16 protein-coding genes are annotated in these 15,815 nt (G+C 61.8%); 7 read left to right on the top strand and 9 right to left on the bottom strand.

What is annotated here, in order from left to right; translation table 11 throughout:
* The first annotated feature begins 172 nt into the window (after positions 1–172).
* From hisC to J3P73_RS22455, 3 genes are read left to right on the top strand one after another with little or no spacing between them, the layout of a single operon-like run.
* Positions 173–1,270, top strand: coding sequence for a histidinol-phosphate transaminase (gene hisC / locus J3P73_RS22465; RefSeq protein WP_018069254.1), 1,098 nt, complete (start codon positions 173–175; stop codon positions 1,268–1,270).
* Positions 1,267–2,190, top strand: coding sequence for a prephenate/arogenate dehydrogenase family protein (locus tag J3P73_RS22460; protein ID WP_075225919.1), 924 nt, complete (start codon positions 1,267–1,269; stop codon positions 2,188–2,190). The genes hisC and J3P73_RS22460 overlap by 4 nt, the downstream gene beginning before the upstream one ends.
* A gap of 8 nt (positions 2,191–2,198) precedes the next feature.
* Positions 2,199–2,618, top strand: coding sequence for a GNAT family N-acetyltransferase (locus J3P73_RS22455; protein ID WP_130692835.1), 420 nt, complete (start codon positions 2,199–2,201; stop codon positions 2,616–2,618).
* Positions 2,619–2,721: 103 nt separating this feature from the next.
* Here J3P73_RS22455 and J3P73_RS22450 read toward each other — a convergent pair whose 3' ends face one another.
* The gene (locus tag J3P73_RS22450) at positions 2,722–3,738 is read right to left on the bottom strand and encodes a DUF2125 domain-containing protein (protein WP_018069251.1); all 1,017 of its coding nucleotides are present in this window, start codon (positions 3,736–3,738) and stop codon (positions 2,722–2,724) included.
* A gap of 51 nt (positions 3,739–3,789) precedes the next feature.
* Here J3P73_RS22450 and J3P73_RS22445 point away from each other — a divergent pair, with 51 nt between their 5' ends.
* Positions 3,790–4,320 (top strand): gamma-glutamylcyclotransferase, encoded by a 531-nt coding sequence (locus tag J3P73_RS22445; RefSeq protein ID WP_075225921.1) that lies wholly within the window; start codon positions 3,790–3,792, stop codon positions 4,318–4,320.
* Between the two features lie 2 nt (positions 4,321–4,322).
* Here J3P73_RS22445 and J3P73_RS22440 read toward each other — a convergent pair whose 3' ends face one another.
* From J3P73_RS22440 to ftsE, 4 genes are all read right to left on the bottom strand, one after another.
* Complete coding sequence (locus J3P73_RS22440) at positions 4,323–5,120, bottom strand: lysophospholipid acyltransferase family protein (RefSeq protein WP_075225922.1); 798 nt, start codon at positions 5,118–5,120, stop codon at positions 4,323–4,325.
* Between the two features lie 187 nt (positions 5,121–5,307).
* Positions 5,308–6,018: a YdcF family protein gene (locus J3P73_RS22435; protein WP_075225929.1), complete on the bottom strand. Its 711-nt coding sequence runs from the start codon at positions 6,016–6,018 to the stop codon at positions 5,308–5,310.
* Positions 6,019–6,091: 73 nt separating this feature from the next.
* On the bottom strand, positions 6,092–7,105 hold the full coding sequence (locus J3P73_RS22430; protein WP_018482780.1) for a cell division protein FtsX: 1,014 nt from the start codon (positions 7,103–7,105) through the stop codon (positions 6,092–6,094).
* A complete protein-coding gene (gene ftsE / locus J3P73_RS22425) occupies positions 7,098–7,757 on the bottom strand; it encodes a cell division ATP-binding protein FtsE (protein ID WP_003543317.1) in 660 nt (219 codons plus the stop codon). Before ftsE ends, J3P73_RS22430 begins: the two co-directional genes overlap by 8 nt.
* A 205-nt stretch (positions 7,758–7,962) precedes the next feature.
* Here ftsE and J3P73_RS22420 point away from each other — a divergent pair, with 205 nt between their 5' ends.
* From J3P73_RS22420 to J3P73_RS22410, 3 genes are all read left to right on the top strand, one after another.
* On the top strand, positions 7,963–8,625 hold the full coding sequence (locus J3P73_RS22420; RefSeq protein ID WP_130693112.1) for a hypothetical protein: 663 nt from the start codon (positions 7,963–7,965) through the stop codon (positions 8,623–8,625).
* A 134-nt stretch (positions 8,626–8,759) separates the two neighbouring features.
* Positions 8,760–9,302 (top strand): hypoxanthine phosphoribosyltransferase, encoded by a 543-nt coding sequence (gene hpt, locus J3P73_RS22415; RefSeq protein ID WP_003543314.1) that lies wholly within the window; start codon positions 8,760–8,762, stop codon positions 9,300–9,302.
* A 154-nt stretch (positions 9,303–9,456) separates the two neighbouring features.
* Positions 9,457–9,816: a response regulator gene (locus tag J3P73_RS22410; RefSeq protein ID WP_003543311.1), complete on the top strand. Its 360-nt coding sequence runs from the start codon at positions 9,457–9,459 to the stop codon at positions 9,814–9,816.
* 145 nt (positions 9,817–9,961) lie between these two features.
* On the opposite strand, the gene J3P73_RS22405 is transcribed toward J3P73_RS22410, so the two are convergent.
* The 4 genes from J3P73_RS22405 to argH all read right to left on the bottom strand — a co-directional run bounded on the left by J3P73_RS22405 (position 9,962) and on the right by argH (position 15,811).
* The gene (locus J3P73_RS22405) at positions 9,962–12,616 is read right to left on the bottom strand and encodes a TIGR02302 family protein (RefSeq protein ID WP_075225924.1); all 2,655 of its coding nucleotides are present in this window, start codon (positions 12,614–12,616) and stop codon (positions 9,962–9,964) included.
* 165 nt (positions 12,617–12,781) lie between these two features.
* Positions 12,782–14,050, bottom strand: a complete 1,269-nt coding sequence (lysA, locus tag J3P73_RS22400; RefSeq protein WP_130692833.1) for a diaminopimelate decarboxylase — start codon at positions 14,048–14,050, stop codon at positions 12,782–12,784.
* A gap of 11 nt (positions 14,051–14,061) precedes the next feature.
* On the bottom strand, positions 14,062–14,274 hold the full coding sequence (gene lptM, locus J3P73_RS22395; RefSeq protein ID WP_018069242.1) for an LPS translocon maturation chaperone LptM: 213 nt from the start codon (positions 14,272–14,274) through the stop codon (positions 14,062–14,064).
* A 133-nt stretch (positions 14,275–14,407) separates the two neighbouring features.
* Entirely contained in the window at positions 14,408–15,811 is a 1,404-nt protein-coding gene (gene argH, locus J3P73_RS22390) for an argininosuccinate lyase (protein ID WP_018069241.1), read from the bottom strand.
* Positions 15,812–15,815 lie beyond the last annotated feature (4 nt).

Genomic DNA, 15,815 nt, shown 5'->3' with positions numbered 1-15,815 from the left:
AATCGATTCCGATTTAAGGAATTATGCAGGAGGTAACGTCGCGCCCAGCGTTCTCCAACTGCTTGTGTCACGCCCATAGCTCTCGACAACAATCGCATTCCGCTTTAATGCCACTTGGTGTTTTTCAGCCCGGATTTCCGGCAATTCCAAGGTCGAACCCATGAGCGTTGAGATGAGCAAGCCTGTTCCGCGTCCCGGTATTCTCGATATCGCAGCCTATGTGCCGGGCAAGGAACATGCGCCGGGTGTTGCCCGCGTCTACAAGCTTTCGTCCAACGAAACGCCGCTCGGCGCCAGCCCGAAGGCAATCGAGGCCTTCAAGGCGGTTGCCGACAATCTGGGGCGTTATCCTGACGGGCAGGCGATCGAACTGCGCGAGGCAATCGCCGCCGTGCACGGTCTCAATCCGGCAAACATCCTCTGCGGCAACGGTTCCGACGAACTGCTCGGCCTGCTCTGCCATGTCTATCTCGGCGCCGGTGACGAGGGCATCATCACCGAGCACGGCTTCCTCGTCTACAAGATCCAGATCCTCGGCGCTGGCGCCACGCCTGTGGTCGTCAAGGAGAAGGACTATACCGTCGATGTCGATGCGATCCTTGCCGCGGTGACGGAGAAGACGAAAATCGTCTTCATCGCCAATCCCGGCAATCCCACAGGCACCTATGTTTCCGTCAGCGAGATCCGCCGTCTGCAGGCCGGACTGCCGAAACATGTCGTCCTCGTGCTCGATGCCGCCTATGCCGAATATGTGCGCCGCAACGATTATGAAGCCGGCATCGAGATCGTCTCCTCCCATGCCAACGTGGTGATGACCCGCACCTTCTCGAAGGCTTATGGTCTTGCGGCGTTGCGCGTCGGCTGGATGTATGCGCCGGCCGAGATCGTCGACGCGTTGAACCGCGTGCGCGCGCCGTTCAACTTGAACGCGCCGGCAATCGCCGCCGCTGCCGCTGCCATCCGCGACCAAGTCTTCATCCAGCAGGCCGTCTCCTTCAACCAGATGTGGGTCGAGAGGCTCACCCAGGCGCTCGAAGCGATCGGGCTGAAGGTGACGCCGTCCGTCGCCAATTTCGTCCTCATCCATTTCCCGGAGATCGACGGCAAGCGCGCCGCGGATGCCGACGATTTGCTGACGAGCCGCGGCTACATCCTGCGCGCCGTGCGCGGCTATGGTTTCGCCAATGCGCTGCGCATGAGCATCGGCCCCGAAGAGGCCAACCGCGGCGTGATTGCTGCGCTCACCGAATTCATGGGACATCAGGCATGAGCGTGCAGTTCGATCGGATTGCGCTGATCGGCATCGGCCTGATCGGCTCTTCGCTTGCCTACGACATCAGACGGCTTGGTCTTGCAAGGGAGATCGTCGTCGCCACGCGCAGCCCCGATACGCTGAAGCGTGCGGAAGAACTCGGTCTCGGCGACCGCTACACGACGTCTTCGCAGGATGCCGTCAAGGATGCCGATCTGGTGATCGTCTCGGTGCCGGTCGGCGCTTCGGAAAGTGTGGCGAAGGAGATTTCGGGAAGCCTGAAGCCCGGGGCTATTGTCACCGATGTCGGCTCCACCAAGGCCTCGGTCATTGCGCAGATGCTGCCGCATATGCCCGCCGATGTGCATTTCATCCCCGGCCATCCCCTGGCCGGTACTGAGAAATCCGGCCCGGATGCCGGCTTCCCCGGCCTCTTCGAAGGCCGTTGGTGCATCTTCACGCCGGTCGCGGATACCGATGAGACAGCGTTGAAGCGGCTGCGCAGCTTCTGGGAAGCGCTGGGCTCGAAAGTCGACGAAATGGATGCCGAACATCACGACAAGGTGCTCGCGATCGTCTCGCACCTGCCGCATATCATCGCTTACAATATCGTCGGCACCGCCGACGATCTGGAGACGGTGACGGAGTCGGAAGTCATCAAATATTCCGCCTCTGGCTTTCGTGATTTCACCCGCCTCGCCGCCTCCGACCCGACCATGTGGCGTGATGTCTGCCTGCACAACCGCGATGCGATCCTCGAAATGCTGGCGCGCTTCTCGGAGGACCTCGCCTATCTGCAGCGCGCCATCCGCTGGGGCGAGGGCGACAAAATTTTCGAACTCTTCACCCGCACACGCGCCATCCGCCGTTCGATCGTCCAGGCCGGCCAGGATGTCGACGCGCCGGATTTCGGCCGCCACGCGCTGGACAAGAAGTAGCCGCCGCGATGGTAGTGGCGATACGCGCCGGCCAAGCAGATATCGACTGGCTGGTGCGCGCGGATGCCAGCGCCGGTGCGGCGTGGGTATCGCGCTGCGTGGCGCTCGGCGAATATCTGGTTGCCAAGCAGGCCGATGAGATTGTCGGCTTCCTGCGTTTCTCCCGCTTCTGGGGCAGGGTTCCCTATATGGAAATGATCCGCGTTCTGCCCGGCCATCGCCGGTTGGGCGTTGGAACGGCGCTGTTTCTCGCCTGGGAAGAAGCCATGCGCAGCGACGGCGCCCGCCTGTTGATGACGTCGAGCGAATGCGATGAAAGCCGGCCTCAAGACTGGCATCGCCGCAACGGATTTTCCGAAAGCGGCGCGATCGAGTTGCCCGGCCTGCAATCGGTGCCGGAAGTCTTCTTCATCAAGCGAATCGCCTGAAGCGCCTCGCGTCGAGCCGGAATCATCCGACGCGCTTCAGGCCTTTTCTACTTCGTATGCATCCCGTTGCCCAAAACCACTGGACACTTTTGGGCGAGATGCATCAGATCGGCGGAATCCGGCCGAGCGGAATGAAACCGCTGACGGTGGCATTGCCACGATCGACGACGAGATCAACCGAGACCTTGTCGCCGCCACCGGCAAGCGACTTCAGCAGCTTTGTCGCCGTGTTGACGGTCGAGGCGATATCCGGAAAGGCCTGTTTCAGGCTGTCGCCCCAGGGGCCGAGCTGTTCGATCTCCAGCTTGAACTTTCCCGAGAGCAGACCCTGTTCGTCAAAGGAGAAGGGGCCAGTCAGCGTCATCACCTTGCCGTCGCCGATGTCGGCGACGATGCGGCGCAGTTCACCGGTGGCGCCATTGAGGCCGTTCGGATCACTGCCGTCGATCAGGCCGGCCTTGCCGGCGATGGTCAGATCGATGCTGGCAGACATTTTTGGAAAGATCTGCGGCCAGTCCTTGATCGCCGTATTCGCATCCTGCACGGAGATCGCGCCATCGAGATCGGCGCCGTTCTGGCGCAGATGGATTTCGGTGCGGGCGGCATCGAAGCTGATGGTCTGGCCGGTGTAGGAGGAGACGGCCATCGCCTTCAGACCCTCGATGACGGTCGAGCTGCGGTCGATGCCCTGCAGCCTGGTCGCAAGACTCGCCTGCAGGTTCGTCCATTGGGCCGAGATCGACAGGCCGTTGGTGGTGCGGATTTCGGCCGGCGAATCGAGTTCCCAGACAATATTGCCGGGTGCATAGACCTGTGCTGCCGAGCGTAGCGCGCCGAAGGTGGCGGAGACGCCGTTGACATTGTCGTCGACGTCGATCTTGGAGCAGAACAGGCCGATACGGAAGGGATAGCCGCGGAATTCGATATCGGAGCATTCGCCGCTGACGCCTGCCTGGTCGCGTGGCGCGATCGCCTTCAGCACCGTGGTCTTCAATGCCGACGCCGCATAGAACCAGCCGCCGGTATAAAGCGCGATCACCAGGAGGATACCTCCACCCAGCAACCAGAATTTCTTACCGCTGCCGGATTGGCTGCTGCCGGATCGGCTTGACGCTGCCATGATGTTCTCCAATGGTGAATCGCAAATGTGATTCCCGGTCTGGCGTGCGATATGGACGAATTTTGGGTATTTGGCTACGGTTCGCTGATGTGGAATCCGGGCTTCGAGTTTATGGAGCGGTCAGAGGCTCTGGTCTACGGCTACAGGCGTTCGCTTTGTGTCCGCTCCTTTGTCCATCGTGGCACACGCGACAATCCGGGCCTGGTTCTCGGCCTCGACAGGGGTGGCGCCTGCCGCGGCATGGCTTTCCGCATTTCGCCTGAAAAATGGAAAGAGGTGATCGATTATCTCCGCGCCCGCGAACTGGTCACCAATGTGTATCTGGAGCGCCGGGTGCGGCTGCAGCTTGCCGGCCGGCGCCGGGTGGAAGCGGTCGCCTACATCATCGACCGCGAGCATGAACAATATGCCGGCGCGCTCGATGCGCTTGCGGCGGCACGGGTGGTGAACGACGCAAAAGGCCAGTCAGGTCCGAATGATGCCTATGTCTTCAACACGCTGACGCATCTGAAGCAGATGGGCATTCGCGACCATTGGCTGGAGCAGGTCGTCAACGAAGTGGAGCGGCTACGCGCCGCCTGATCTCAGGCAGTTGCCGCGTTCAGCTTGCGCAGCTCGACCAGTCTTTCGACCGCCGTCGGCGGTAGCGGCAGATGCGGATTTCGTTCGACGGTTTCGAGCAGAAGCTCGTCGCTTGCCCGCTCCGATACCTCGATCAGATGGGCGAAAAAGGCGTCCGGATCCATTCCCGGCATGATTGGCGGCAGGATTCTCACTTTGAAATGACCGGGATAACGACGAATGCTCCGCCGCGGCCAGAACAGACCGGGATGCATGGCGACCGGTACGACGGGGAGGTTAAGGTCGCGGTACATGCGGGCGATGCCGTATTTATAGACCGGTTCCGCACCCGGCGGGCGGCGGGTGCCCTCGGGATAGATGATGAGCTGGCGGCCGGTCGAAAGCTCCTCCTTCGTGCGTTTCAGCACTTCCACCATCACCTTGCCGCGGGCGCCGCGATCGACCGGGATCATGCGCTGCTTCTTCGCATACCAGCCGAAGAGCGGAATCCACATCAGTTCGCGCTTCAGGATGTAGACCGGATCCTCCAACCAGGGCAGCAGCGCGTAGGTATCCCAGAAAGACTGGTGCTTCGGCGCCAGGATGTAACTGCCATCAGGCAGGTTCTCCAGGCCCTCGATCTCGAAGGTAGTGCCGACGATCACTCGCATCAGCCAGTGGTTGGAGCGCGCCCAGTTCTTCGGGATCGCATAGGCGATCTTGCGCGGCACGACGAAATAGTAGGGCGAGAGCACGATCATCCGGATGATGAGGTTGGCATAGAAGATCGTGTTGAAGAGAACGGAACGCAGGGCGATCATGAAACTTTCCCGAGGCATGCTCACGCGACCGGCCTACACGATATTGCCCGTCATAAAAAGCGTTTGATGCTGCCTTGATGTAAAAGCCTGGAGCAATTCCAGCAAAAGTGCGCAGCGGTTTTGCGTCCGGAATTGCGCAAAACAAGAAGATAGAGCGTCCGTAGCGCGTCCTATCCGACGTGCGGCTTTATTGCTGGCCGGACGCATTTGCCGAGCGCAGCCCGGTGTGGCGGCCGAAGCCGGTGATGTTGCGGGCGCCGGCCAGCAGCACTTTCGCATATTCGGCAAGCATGACGCGCATCGCATTCGGGTCGGTGAACCAGTTGCTGCTCTTCAAATCCGAATTGACCACGGGATAAGCGATGAACTCGATGTCGGGATCGACATAGGAGAGTTCGGCGAGGCTTCGGGGCATGTGGTAATTGTTGGTGACGATCAGAACGCTCCGGTATCCCTTGGCGTGGATCCAGTTCGAAGCTTCCTCGGCATTGCCGATCGTGTCGATCGCATCGTAGCCGATATCGACACAGCAGGAGAACAGATCGGCCGAACCCTGCGTCATTTTGCGGATCTGTGCCGGCGTCGTCGTCGGGTGGACGCCGGAAATGAGCAAACGTTTGCCAGCACCCTTCTGCAACAGCTCCACGGCCTGGTCGATGCGCTGGTAGCCACCCGTCAGGACCACGATCGCATCTGCCTTCGGCTCGGCCGGCGGTCTGAGTGTCGTCACCGAATCGGCAAAACGCAGAAAACCGCCGAACACCAGGGCGATTACCAGCAGGCAGCCAAAGCCGCCCCAGCGCAGCAGGCGGCGGATCGGCCCGCGCCGCGGCGGCAGACCCACCGGGCGATCAAGCTCCGGGTCCTGATGAATCGGGTTGGGTGTCGTATCTCCCATGGTCATGAATCGTGATTATACGCTGATTGCGGCGCAGAACAGACGCTTTCATGGCAAAACGGCACGGTCACGATCAACTTCCGATGCCGTCGGTGCGCGTCGGGTCCGAGCGTAGTGTATCGATTTCGTAGATCGTCCGCATGACGGTCAGCCGCGCGGTGAAGGTGGTGAGGAGCGCGATGACGATCATCGTCGCGAAGATGCCGGCATAACCAAGCACGCCGACGGAGAAGGTGCCGAAGAGCGCGGTCGCCTGATCCGTTTCCGGGGTGGCGAGGGTGCGGCTTTGCCAGAAACCGGCCGTGGCGAAGAAGAGAGCGGCAAGCGCGCTTCCGATCGCCGAGCCCTTGAGGCTGATCTTCAGGAAATGCTTCTGGAATTCGGTGGCGACGAAGGAGCTTTCGGCGCCGACGAAATGCAGCACTTCGACAACGTGACGATTGCCCGACAGCGCGCCGCGTGTGGCGAAGACGACGGTGAGCACCATCGCCGTGAAAACCAGGAGCAGGATGCCGGTGCCGATCATCACGGTCGTGTGCGCCATGGACACCAGCCGGTCGACCCAGGTGCGGTGATCGTCGAGGCTGGCCTGCGGGATACTGTCCTTCAGCAGCGCCCGCATCGAATCGAAATCCGGCGGATTGCTCTCGTCGATGGTGATGATGACGAGGCGGGGAACAGGCAGATCCTTGAGATCGAGACCGGGGCCGAGCCAAGGTTCGAGCAGGCGAGCGGTCGCCGCTTCGTCGACGATCTGGCCGCTCTTGGTGCCGACGAAGGTCAGCGCCAGGTCGCGCGCCTGGGTCAGCGCTTTTTCCATGTCGAGATTGTCGTCCGGCTTGATCTGAATGGTGATCTCGCGGGAGATCTGGCTCTCCCAGCTTGCCGCCGTCGAGCGCACCATGCTGACGCCGCCGAGCGTCAGGCAGGCGAGAAAGGCCATGATTGATATCACCACCATCAACGCACTGCCCTGGATGTTGGAAGGCGGCAGGATCGGCGCGGTCGGACGCACGCGCAATTCCGGCCGCTTCTGCTGGATCTTGGCAGCCGCCTTCTCGGGGTTTCTGGACGGGGGCTCAGTCATAAATATCGAGATGCCCCTCTGAGAGGATCATGCGGCGGGCTTCCACCTGTTCCATCAGCGCCAGGTCATGCGTGGCGATCACGACCGCCGTGCCGAGGCGGTTCAGCTCGAGGAAAAGATTGAGCAGGCGTTTGGCCATCGGCGGGTCGACATTGCCCGTGGGTTCGTCGGCCAGCAGCACTTCCGGCCGGTCCATCAGCGCCCGGGCGATTGCGGCGCGCTGCTTCTCGCCGCCGGAGAGCACAGGCGGCAGCACGTTGATGCGTTCGCCAAGGCCGACCCATTTCAACAGTTCCAGGACGTCGGTCTTGTAGGAGCTCTCATCCTTGCCGCGCACCCGTAAGGGCAAAGCGACATTCTCATAGGTGGTGAGATGGTCGAGCAGGCGGAAATCCTGGAAGACGATGCCGACGCGGCGGCGCAGAAGCGGCAGTTCGGGGCGGGGGATTTCGGAAATGTCGCGCCCGAACATGCGGATCAGGCCGCGTGTCGGCTGCAGCGACATGAAAAGCATCCGCAGCAGCGACGTCTTGCCGGCGCCCGATGGGCCTGTCAGAAACTGAAAGGATTTCTTCGGGATGTCGAAGGTCAGGTCCCGGAGGATTTCCGGGCCCATGCCATAGCGCAAACCGACATTCTCAAAGTGGATCAACGGGCAGCTCAGTCTGTTGTGGGTTTCACCGCACGACTTGTTAACCAACACCGTTAACAGCCGGTAAATTTTGCTGGAAAGACGCCCGTTTGATGGCGATCTTTGCGAAGCATTAACCATTAAAATTTACGACTGAGCAGGATTCGTTTCAATGCCAGATTTCTCCTGGCAACGAAACCATGTGGACATCTGCGAGGCAGCCACCATGGAAGCATCCTCCTTCAGTCGCCGGACGCCGGGCCAGGCCTATGATTTCCTGCCGCCGGAGCCCGCCAACCGTCTGTACCGCTCGGCGCGCCCTGCCGATATCTCCGACGCTGAATTCGTTACCCTCGGCAAAGTGCTGCCCAGGGAATTCAGCGCAAGGACCCATAACGACAACCGCAAGCGCATAGCTGCCGCACAGGCCGCACGGGCTGCACAGCCGCCGCTCATGCCAGCGATGGCCGCTTCCGTTCTGCGGACAGCGGAATCCTGGCTGCAGCGCGCGTCGATGCGGAGCTTCGCAGCGCTGGTGCTGGCGCTCGTCGTGCTCGTCTTCGGTCTCGCGGGTGGTTTTTCCGGCCTTTCCGGCGAGCGCGCCACTTCCGGAGCGCCGCTGCATTTCACCCACGTCACGGTGACGCCGCGTGATGCAAACGGCATGCGCGTGCTCGTTATCAACGGCATCATCGAAAACGAGAGCGGCACGACGCAGACGGTGCATCCGATCCGTGCCGATCTCGTGACCGACGAGCGGCTGACTGCAAGCATCGTCATCGACCCGCCGGCCGATGTCATCTATGGCGGCCAAAGCCGGGGCTTCTCGGCTCGCGTACAGCATGCCGGCGGAAAGATGGCGGAGGTCCGGCTTTCCTTCCTGCCATAGACGTAACAGGACATGGAATGGTCGACTTTCCCGCCACAGGTCGCGCCAATCCCGTTAATTTCATGGTCGGCGAGGCTGTTTCAGGCTCGCATATGTGCTAACGGCTTACCCTTCTTTTCATGGAGCAAGCCCTTATGCCTGTCGTGCGCGGAAAAAACATCGAGCCGCTTTTCACCGCCGAGCAGATCGCCGAGCGCAATCATTCGATGGCGCGGGAGATTGCCAGTGGCCCGACCAAGGACCTGCTGGTCATCGCCGTGCTCAAGGGCTCCTTCATTTTCGCCGCCGACCTGATCCGCGCCCTGCATGATAGCGGGCTTGCCCCGGAGGTCGAGTTCATCACTCTGTCGAGCTACGGCATCGGCACGGTTTCGCAGGGCGTACGCATCGTCAAGGATATCGACAGCGACGTGCATGGCCGCGACGTCCTGCTGATTGACGATATCCTCGAATCCGGCCGAACGCTGCTCTTTGCCAAGGAACTGCTCTTCGAGCGTGGCGCGCGCAACGTCACGATCGCCGTGCTGCTCGACAAGCGCGTCAAGCGTAAGGAAAAGCTGGAGGCTGATTATGTCGGCTTCGAATGCCCCGACTATTTTGTCGTCGGCTACGGCATGGATGTCGCCTATGCCTTTCGCGAACTGCCCTTCGTCGGCGTGGTCACCGGGGACGCCTGAGCCGCTGCAAAGTGTTACAGCGCTTTTGCGCGACATGCCTTAGCCGTTCGAGACGGGTTGTTAACCATCTCGTCCATCGCTTCACCATCTTTACCGATCGAAAAGGAAAGTCTGGTGATTTCCGTCGCGGGGCTGACGACGGAGCGATGCACATATGGCAAGAATTCTGATTACGGAAGACGAGGACTCCCTGCGGTCCTTCGTAGCCCGGGCCCTGCGGCTCGATGGCCACGAGACCGATGAGGCCGCCGATGGGGCCGAGGGGCTGGAGAAGCTCAAGGACGGGGTCTACGATCTGCTGCTTTCAGACATCCGCATGCCCGTGATGGACGGCATTGAACTCGCCCATCAGGCAAAAGACGCTTTTCCTGGCTTGAAAATCCTGCTGATGACCGGCTATGCCGAACAACGCGAACGGGCCGACGATCTTGCCGAGAAGATTATCGACGTCGTCGCCAAGCCATTCGCGCTTCCCGATATCCGCAAGGCGGTCGCCCGGGCGCTTGTCGCTTAGAGCCTGGATGCCGAAAAGTATCAGCGCTTTTCGGTCGACATCCCGCTCTATTTCTCTGATTTAGATCAGGTTCAGATTCTAGGCCGCTCCGGTCTAGAATCATCCTTTCCAGTGCGCGTCCTATCATTGCGCGGAGGCGTAAGGCCTACTGGATGTCCAACAACCGTTCGAGATACCGCCGTTCCATTTCCTGCGGCGGATTGTTGCCAAGCTTTTCGCGAATCGCGTCGAGGATTTCTCGTGCCCGCTGAACGTCGATTTCGTCAGGCACCTTCACGCTGTTGTCGCCGAAATCCGGCCCCTGGGGCCGGCGCGGCCGGCCGAGCGGGTCGCGGCCGTTCTGGTCGCCTTGGCCTACCTGGCCGTTCGGACCTTGACCCTGCTGGCCCTGCTGCGCCTGCATCATCTGGTTCATCATGTCGCGGGCGCCCTGGCGAAGCGCTTCCAACGCGCGGCCCTGACCCTCGACGGCCGGTTGGCCGCGGCCCTGGCCGAGTTCACGGCCGGCGCCTTCCATTTCGCGCTGCGCCTGCCCAAAGCCCGGGCCGGGTTTCATTCCCATCTCGCCGAGGCTCTTCTGCAATTCGCCGAGCTGCTTGCCCAGCGCATCCTGCTGGGCGCGCAGCTGTTTCAGCGCCTCACGCAGCTGCTCGGCCGTCATCTGGTCGGAGGGCTGCTGTCCATCCTTGCCTTGCTGGCCCTGTTGCTGATCCTGCGGCTCGCCGTTCTCTCCGGGGTTCATCTCGTCGAGCAGCGGATCGTTCTCGCCCATGTCGGGCTCGCCGCGCTGCATGCGGTCCCTGAGCTGCTGGTCGAGCCGGAAGGTCTGCTCCATCAGCTTTTGCTGGTCGCGCAGGATCTCGCCGAGCTTGTCGATCTGCTTGCGGGCCTCGCTGTTTTCCTGGCTCTGCTGGCTGCGCTGCGGGCGGCCGGCCTGCAGGTTGTTCATCATCCGCTGCAATTCCGACAGCATCTGCTGGGCCGCGTCACGATTGCCGGAGCGGGCGAGATTTTCGATCTGATCCATCATCCGTTCCAGATCCTGCTGGCGCAGAATGTTCTGCGCGTTCTGGTTCGGCTGCATTGGCGCGTTCTGCATGCGTTGGGCGAGCTCGGTCATATAGTCCTGCATCGCCTTGCGCAGCTCGTCCATCAGCTTCTTGATCTCTGCGTCCGGGGCGTTGCGGTCCAACGCGTCGGCGAGGTTCTGCTGGGCCTCGCGCAGCTTGCGCTCGGCCAGCGAAAGATCGCCGTCCTCCATGCCGAGGGCAATCTCCCACAGATATTGGGCCGTATCCTTCAGCGCATCCTCGCCCCTTGCAAGCTTCATACGCGTCAAGGCGGATTCCAAGAGCAGGTAGTTGGTGAGCTTCGGGATGGTCTCCTCGGGGCGGATGGTCAGCGCCTCGTTCAGGGCGATGGCCTGCGGCATCTTGCGCGTATCGAGCGCGAAAACCTGCCGTTCCTCGGCGACGGCTGCGGCGAGCGGTTCGTTGAAGGGGCGTGACGGTAGCGTCATCTCATGCGGCGGGCTGCGGCCGGTCTGGCCGGCGGCATCCTTGGCGACGAGCGTGATGCGCACACGTTTGCCGGCAAGCGGATGTTCGGTCAGGTTGCGGCTGGTTACAGCCTTGGCGTCGCGGGCGTTGCGGCGGGGAATATCCAGCCGATATTCCGGCAGTGGATAGAGCGGCGTTGCCGTCGGATCGGTTTCGACGGGAACAATCTCCGCATGCGCCTCCTGGACCCCGTAATCGTCCTTGACGGTGAAGGCGATTTCAAGCGCGCCGTTGACGCTGGGCTTCGGCAAGCCGTCGAAGGCAATCTCTGGCGCCTTGTCGGGGAGTACGTCGAAGCTCCAGCGGCGGCCGTTGACCTCGAGTGCACCGTTCTCCTGGAGCTTCATCATATGCGTCTGCGCGATGAGAGCCTGGCTGGTCGGTGCCGCCGTCTGCTGCTCGCTGCCTGATGCCGCCGTCTGCTGCGGCTTGGTATCTGCCTGCACGGCGATATCCTGCGCCTCGCCGTTCGCCTTGCGGAACACGACCTTTTCGGCCGTCTTTCCGCCGCTGACGCGCACGGTGAGGCTTGAAAACTGCGGAATGCCGATCGGCGCCTGCTCGCTGCCGTCAGCCGTCAGATAAACCGGGGCGCGACCGGTATAAGAAGGCGGCGTCACCCAGGCGTCGATGCGCACTGCCGGATCGCTGACCACCTGCTCGGGCGCCGCCTGCAATGCGTCGCGGATCGAGCCGCCGTTGATCGACAGCGAATAACCGAAGGCCGTGACGAGCAGCAGCGCCGGGACGGCGCGCAGGGCGAAACGATCATGCGCGGCGATATCAGGCCGCGGCAGTCCCGCATCGAGCGCTGCGATCTTTTCAGCCATGCGCGTCTGGTGCTCGCGCCAGAGCGCCCGGCCGAAGGGCGTATCGAAGGCCGGCTCGTCTTCCTGGACGGTGACCGGCTGGTGCGGCAGGCCGTTGCGCTCTTCCAGCATGCGGTCGGCTTCGGCGATCCTCGGCCAACGCAGGGTGCGGAAGGGGAGGAGCGAGACGAGAAAAGCGGCAGCAAAGGCGATGAGCAGCAGGATGCGCAGCCAGTCAGGCACGCTGCGGAAGAGGCCGAACCAGGAGGCGGAGAGATAAAAGGCGATGACGGACAGTACCGGCATCAAAGGCGGCAGCAACTGCTCGAAAAAGAGCACGATGCGCGCCAGCAGGCGTTTCGTCGTCACCAGCCGGGCAAGCGAGGGACGGAAGGCAAATGCACCTTTCTTCTGCCTCGAGGGGCTTGTCATCGGTCCGGTCTCCGCGATCTGGCGTTCTGGAACAGAGGGCGCTTCCGGCGATTGCGGGGCAATACGCTCATGAACGAAAGGATAACACTCTTTGTGGCGAAGGCGAGGGCGAGCGGCCGGTAATACCGGCTTTTCACGTTTATTCGCCAAAAAGTGATGGCTTGTTCAGTCGAGCCAGGCCGGAACGGAATCGAGGCTGATCAGCTCGGCATAGGTTCTGCGCGGTCGAATCGTATGGAAATCGCTGCCCCTGACCAGAACTTCGGGCACCAGCAGGCGGCTGTTATAAGTGCCGGCCTGGACCGCGCCATAGGCGCCGGCAGTGCTGACGGCCATCAGGTCGCCGGGCTTCGGCATCGCCATCTCGCGGTCGAGCGCCAGATAGTCGCCGGTCTCGCAGACGGGGCCGACGACATCGGCGCGGATGCGCGGCGCGTTGGCCGCCGAAATCGTTACCGGGCGAATCTCGTGATAGGCCTCGTAGAGCGTCGGACGGATGAGATCGTTCATCGCGCCGTCGACGATGACGAAGGTCTTTTCGCCGCCATCCTTCACATAGAGGACTTCTGTCACCAGGATGCCGGCATTGCCGACGATCAGGCGGCCGGGTTCGGTGATGATCTTGCAGTCCAGGCCGCGCAGCTGGTTCTTGACGATTGCCGCATAGGCGTCTGGCAGCGGCGGCGGATTGTTGTCGTCCTTGTAGGGAATGCCGAGGCCTCCGCCGATATCGACGTGATGGATGGTGTGGCCGTCGGCGCGGAGCGTCGCGACAAGGTCATGCAACAGCTTGAAGGCGTCGTCGAAGGGCCGCAGTTCGGTGATCTGGCTGCCGATATGCATGTCGATGCCGGTGACCTCGATGCCGGGTAACTTTGCGGCATGGGCATAGATGGCGCGGGCGCGCTCCCATGAGATGCCGAATTTGTTTTCCTTCTTGCCGGTCGAGATCTTGGAATGCGTCTTTGCATCGACATCCGGGTTGATGCGGAAGGAGACCGGCGCTTTTTTGCCCGCGCTCACAGCGCGCTGGTTGAGGATTTCGAGCTCAGGCTCGGATTCGACGTTGAAGCAGTAGATGCCGGCCTCAAGGGCGAAATCCATCTCGGACGGCGTCTTGCCGACACCTGAGAACATGATGCGGTTTGCCGGAATGTCGGCAGCAAGCGCGCGGCGCAGTTCGCCTTCAGAGACCACGTCGATGCCGGCGCCGAGGCGACCCAGCGTCTTCAGCACTGCCTGGTTCGAATTCGCCTTCATCGCATAGCAGACCATGGAGTCCATGTCGGCGAAGGCTTCCGAAAAGACGCGGTAATGGCGCTCCAGCGTTGCAGTGGAATAGACGTAGAAAGGTGTGCCGACCGCCTTGGCGATCTCGGGAACGGGGACGTTCTCGGCATGAAGGACGCCGTCTCGGTACTCGAAATGGTTCACGGGCTTGTGCCTTAAAGAAGGGGATCGAGAAGGAAGGGCTTGTCGACGGTTCCCGGCTGTTTCGTCGGCTTGGAAACGTCGCCTTCCTTGGTTGCCGCAGCGCTCGGCGGATCGAGGTCGCCCTTGCGCCCGCATCCGGCAACGGCAAAGCCGATGACGGCGAGAACCGCCGTCAGGCGGACGAGGTGCGGCAAGCTCTTCATGGATATCCTCTTCTGCGGCATGTGACGGCATCATTCATATCGAATGACGGACATCTTCATAGCGAAGTTTATCCGCCTTGTGCACCCTGATTGTTGGACGGTCTTTCCGCCAGCAGGAAGGGCGCGGGCGGCTTTTCGCCACGCCTGGTATCTCTTAGTTGCGGGCGCGCCAGAAGGCGATCTGCTTGCGCACTTCGGACGGCGCTGTGCCGCCGAAGCTCTTGCGGCTGGCGACCGAGGCCTCGACGGTCAGCACATCATAGACCTTGTCGGTGATGTCGGGATGGATCGCCTGTAGATCGGAGAGCGGCAGCTCGGCAAGGTCGCAGCCCTTGCTTTCGGCCAGTGCGACCGCGCGGCCGGTGACGTGATGGGCGTCGCGGAAGGGGAGGCCGGCTTCGCGCACCAGCCAGTCGGCAAGATCGGTCGCGGTCGAATAGCCGGAGCCGGCCGCCGCCTTCATGCGCGCGGTGTTGACAGTCATGTCGCGCACCATGCCGGTCATGGCAGCAATTGCCAGTTCCAGGCTCTCGGCTGCGTCGAAGACCTGTTCCTTGTCTTCCTGCATGTCCTTGGAATAGGCAAGCGGCAGGCCCTTCATGATCGTCAGCAGCGCCACCAGCGAGCCGTTGATGCGGCCGGTCTTGGCGCGCACCAGTTCGGCGGCATCCGGGTTCTTCTTCTGCGGCATGATCGACGAGCCGGTCGAGAAGGCGTCGGAGAGACGCACAAAACCGAATTGCGGGGTCGACCAGATGACGATTTCTTCTGCCAGACGCGACAGGTGCATGCCCGCAATCGCTGCGATCGACAGAAATTCGATGGCGAAATCGCGGTCGGAGACCGTATCGATGGAGTTGCGGGTCGGCTCGCGGAAACCGAGCGCCTTGGCCGTCATATGGCGGTCGATCGGGTAGCCGGTGCCGGCAAGGGCGGCGGCGCCGATCGGGCTTTCATCCAGATGCTCGATGGCGTGGCGCACACGCGAGCGATCGCGGCCGAACATTTCGACATAGGCCATGCAGTGATGGCCGAAGGTAACGGGCTGGGCAGTCTGCAGGTGGGTGAAGCCCGGCATGACGCTTTCGGCATGTTCCTCGGCGCGGTCGAGGAAGGCCGCGATCAGGCGGGTCAACATCTGCTCGGTCTTCTGCAGCTCTTCCTTCACCCAGAGACGGAAGTCGAGCGCCACCTGATCGTTGCGCGACCGGGCGGTGTGAAGACGGCCGGCGGCCGGTCCGATCAGCGTCGCCAGGCGTGCCTCGACATTCATATGGATGTCTTCGAGCTGGCGCGAGAATTCGAAATTGCCGCTTTCGATTTCTGACAGGATCGTGTTTAGCCCGTGAACGATCTTGTCCTTATCTTCGGCGGAAATGATCCCTTGATGGGCAAGCATCGTCGCATGGGCGATCGAACCGCGGATATCCTGCGCGAATAGCTTCTTGTCGAAACCGATCGAGGCATTTATCTCCTCCATGATCGCGTCCGGGCCGGAGGCGAAGCGACCGCCCCACATCTGGTTGGAGGATTTGGTGTCCGTGGTGTCGTCGGCCATGAAG

The organism is Rhizobium ruizarguesonis, from assembly GCF_017357285.1.
In the GTDB taxonomy this organism is placed as follows: domain Bacteria; phylum Pseudomonadota; class Alphaproteobacteria; order Rhizobiales; family Rhizobiaceae; genus Rhizobium; species Rhizobium ruizarguesonis.
The sequence above is the reverse complement of the archived record's forward strand: the minus strand, read 5'-3'. Positions and strand labels throughout refer to the sequence as shown.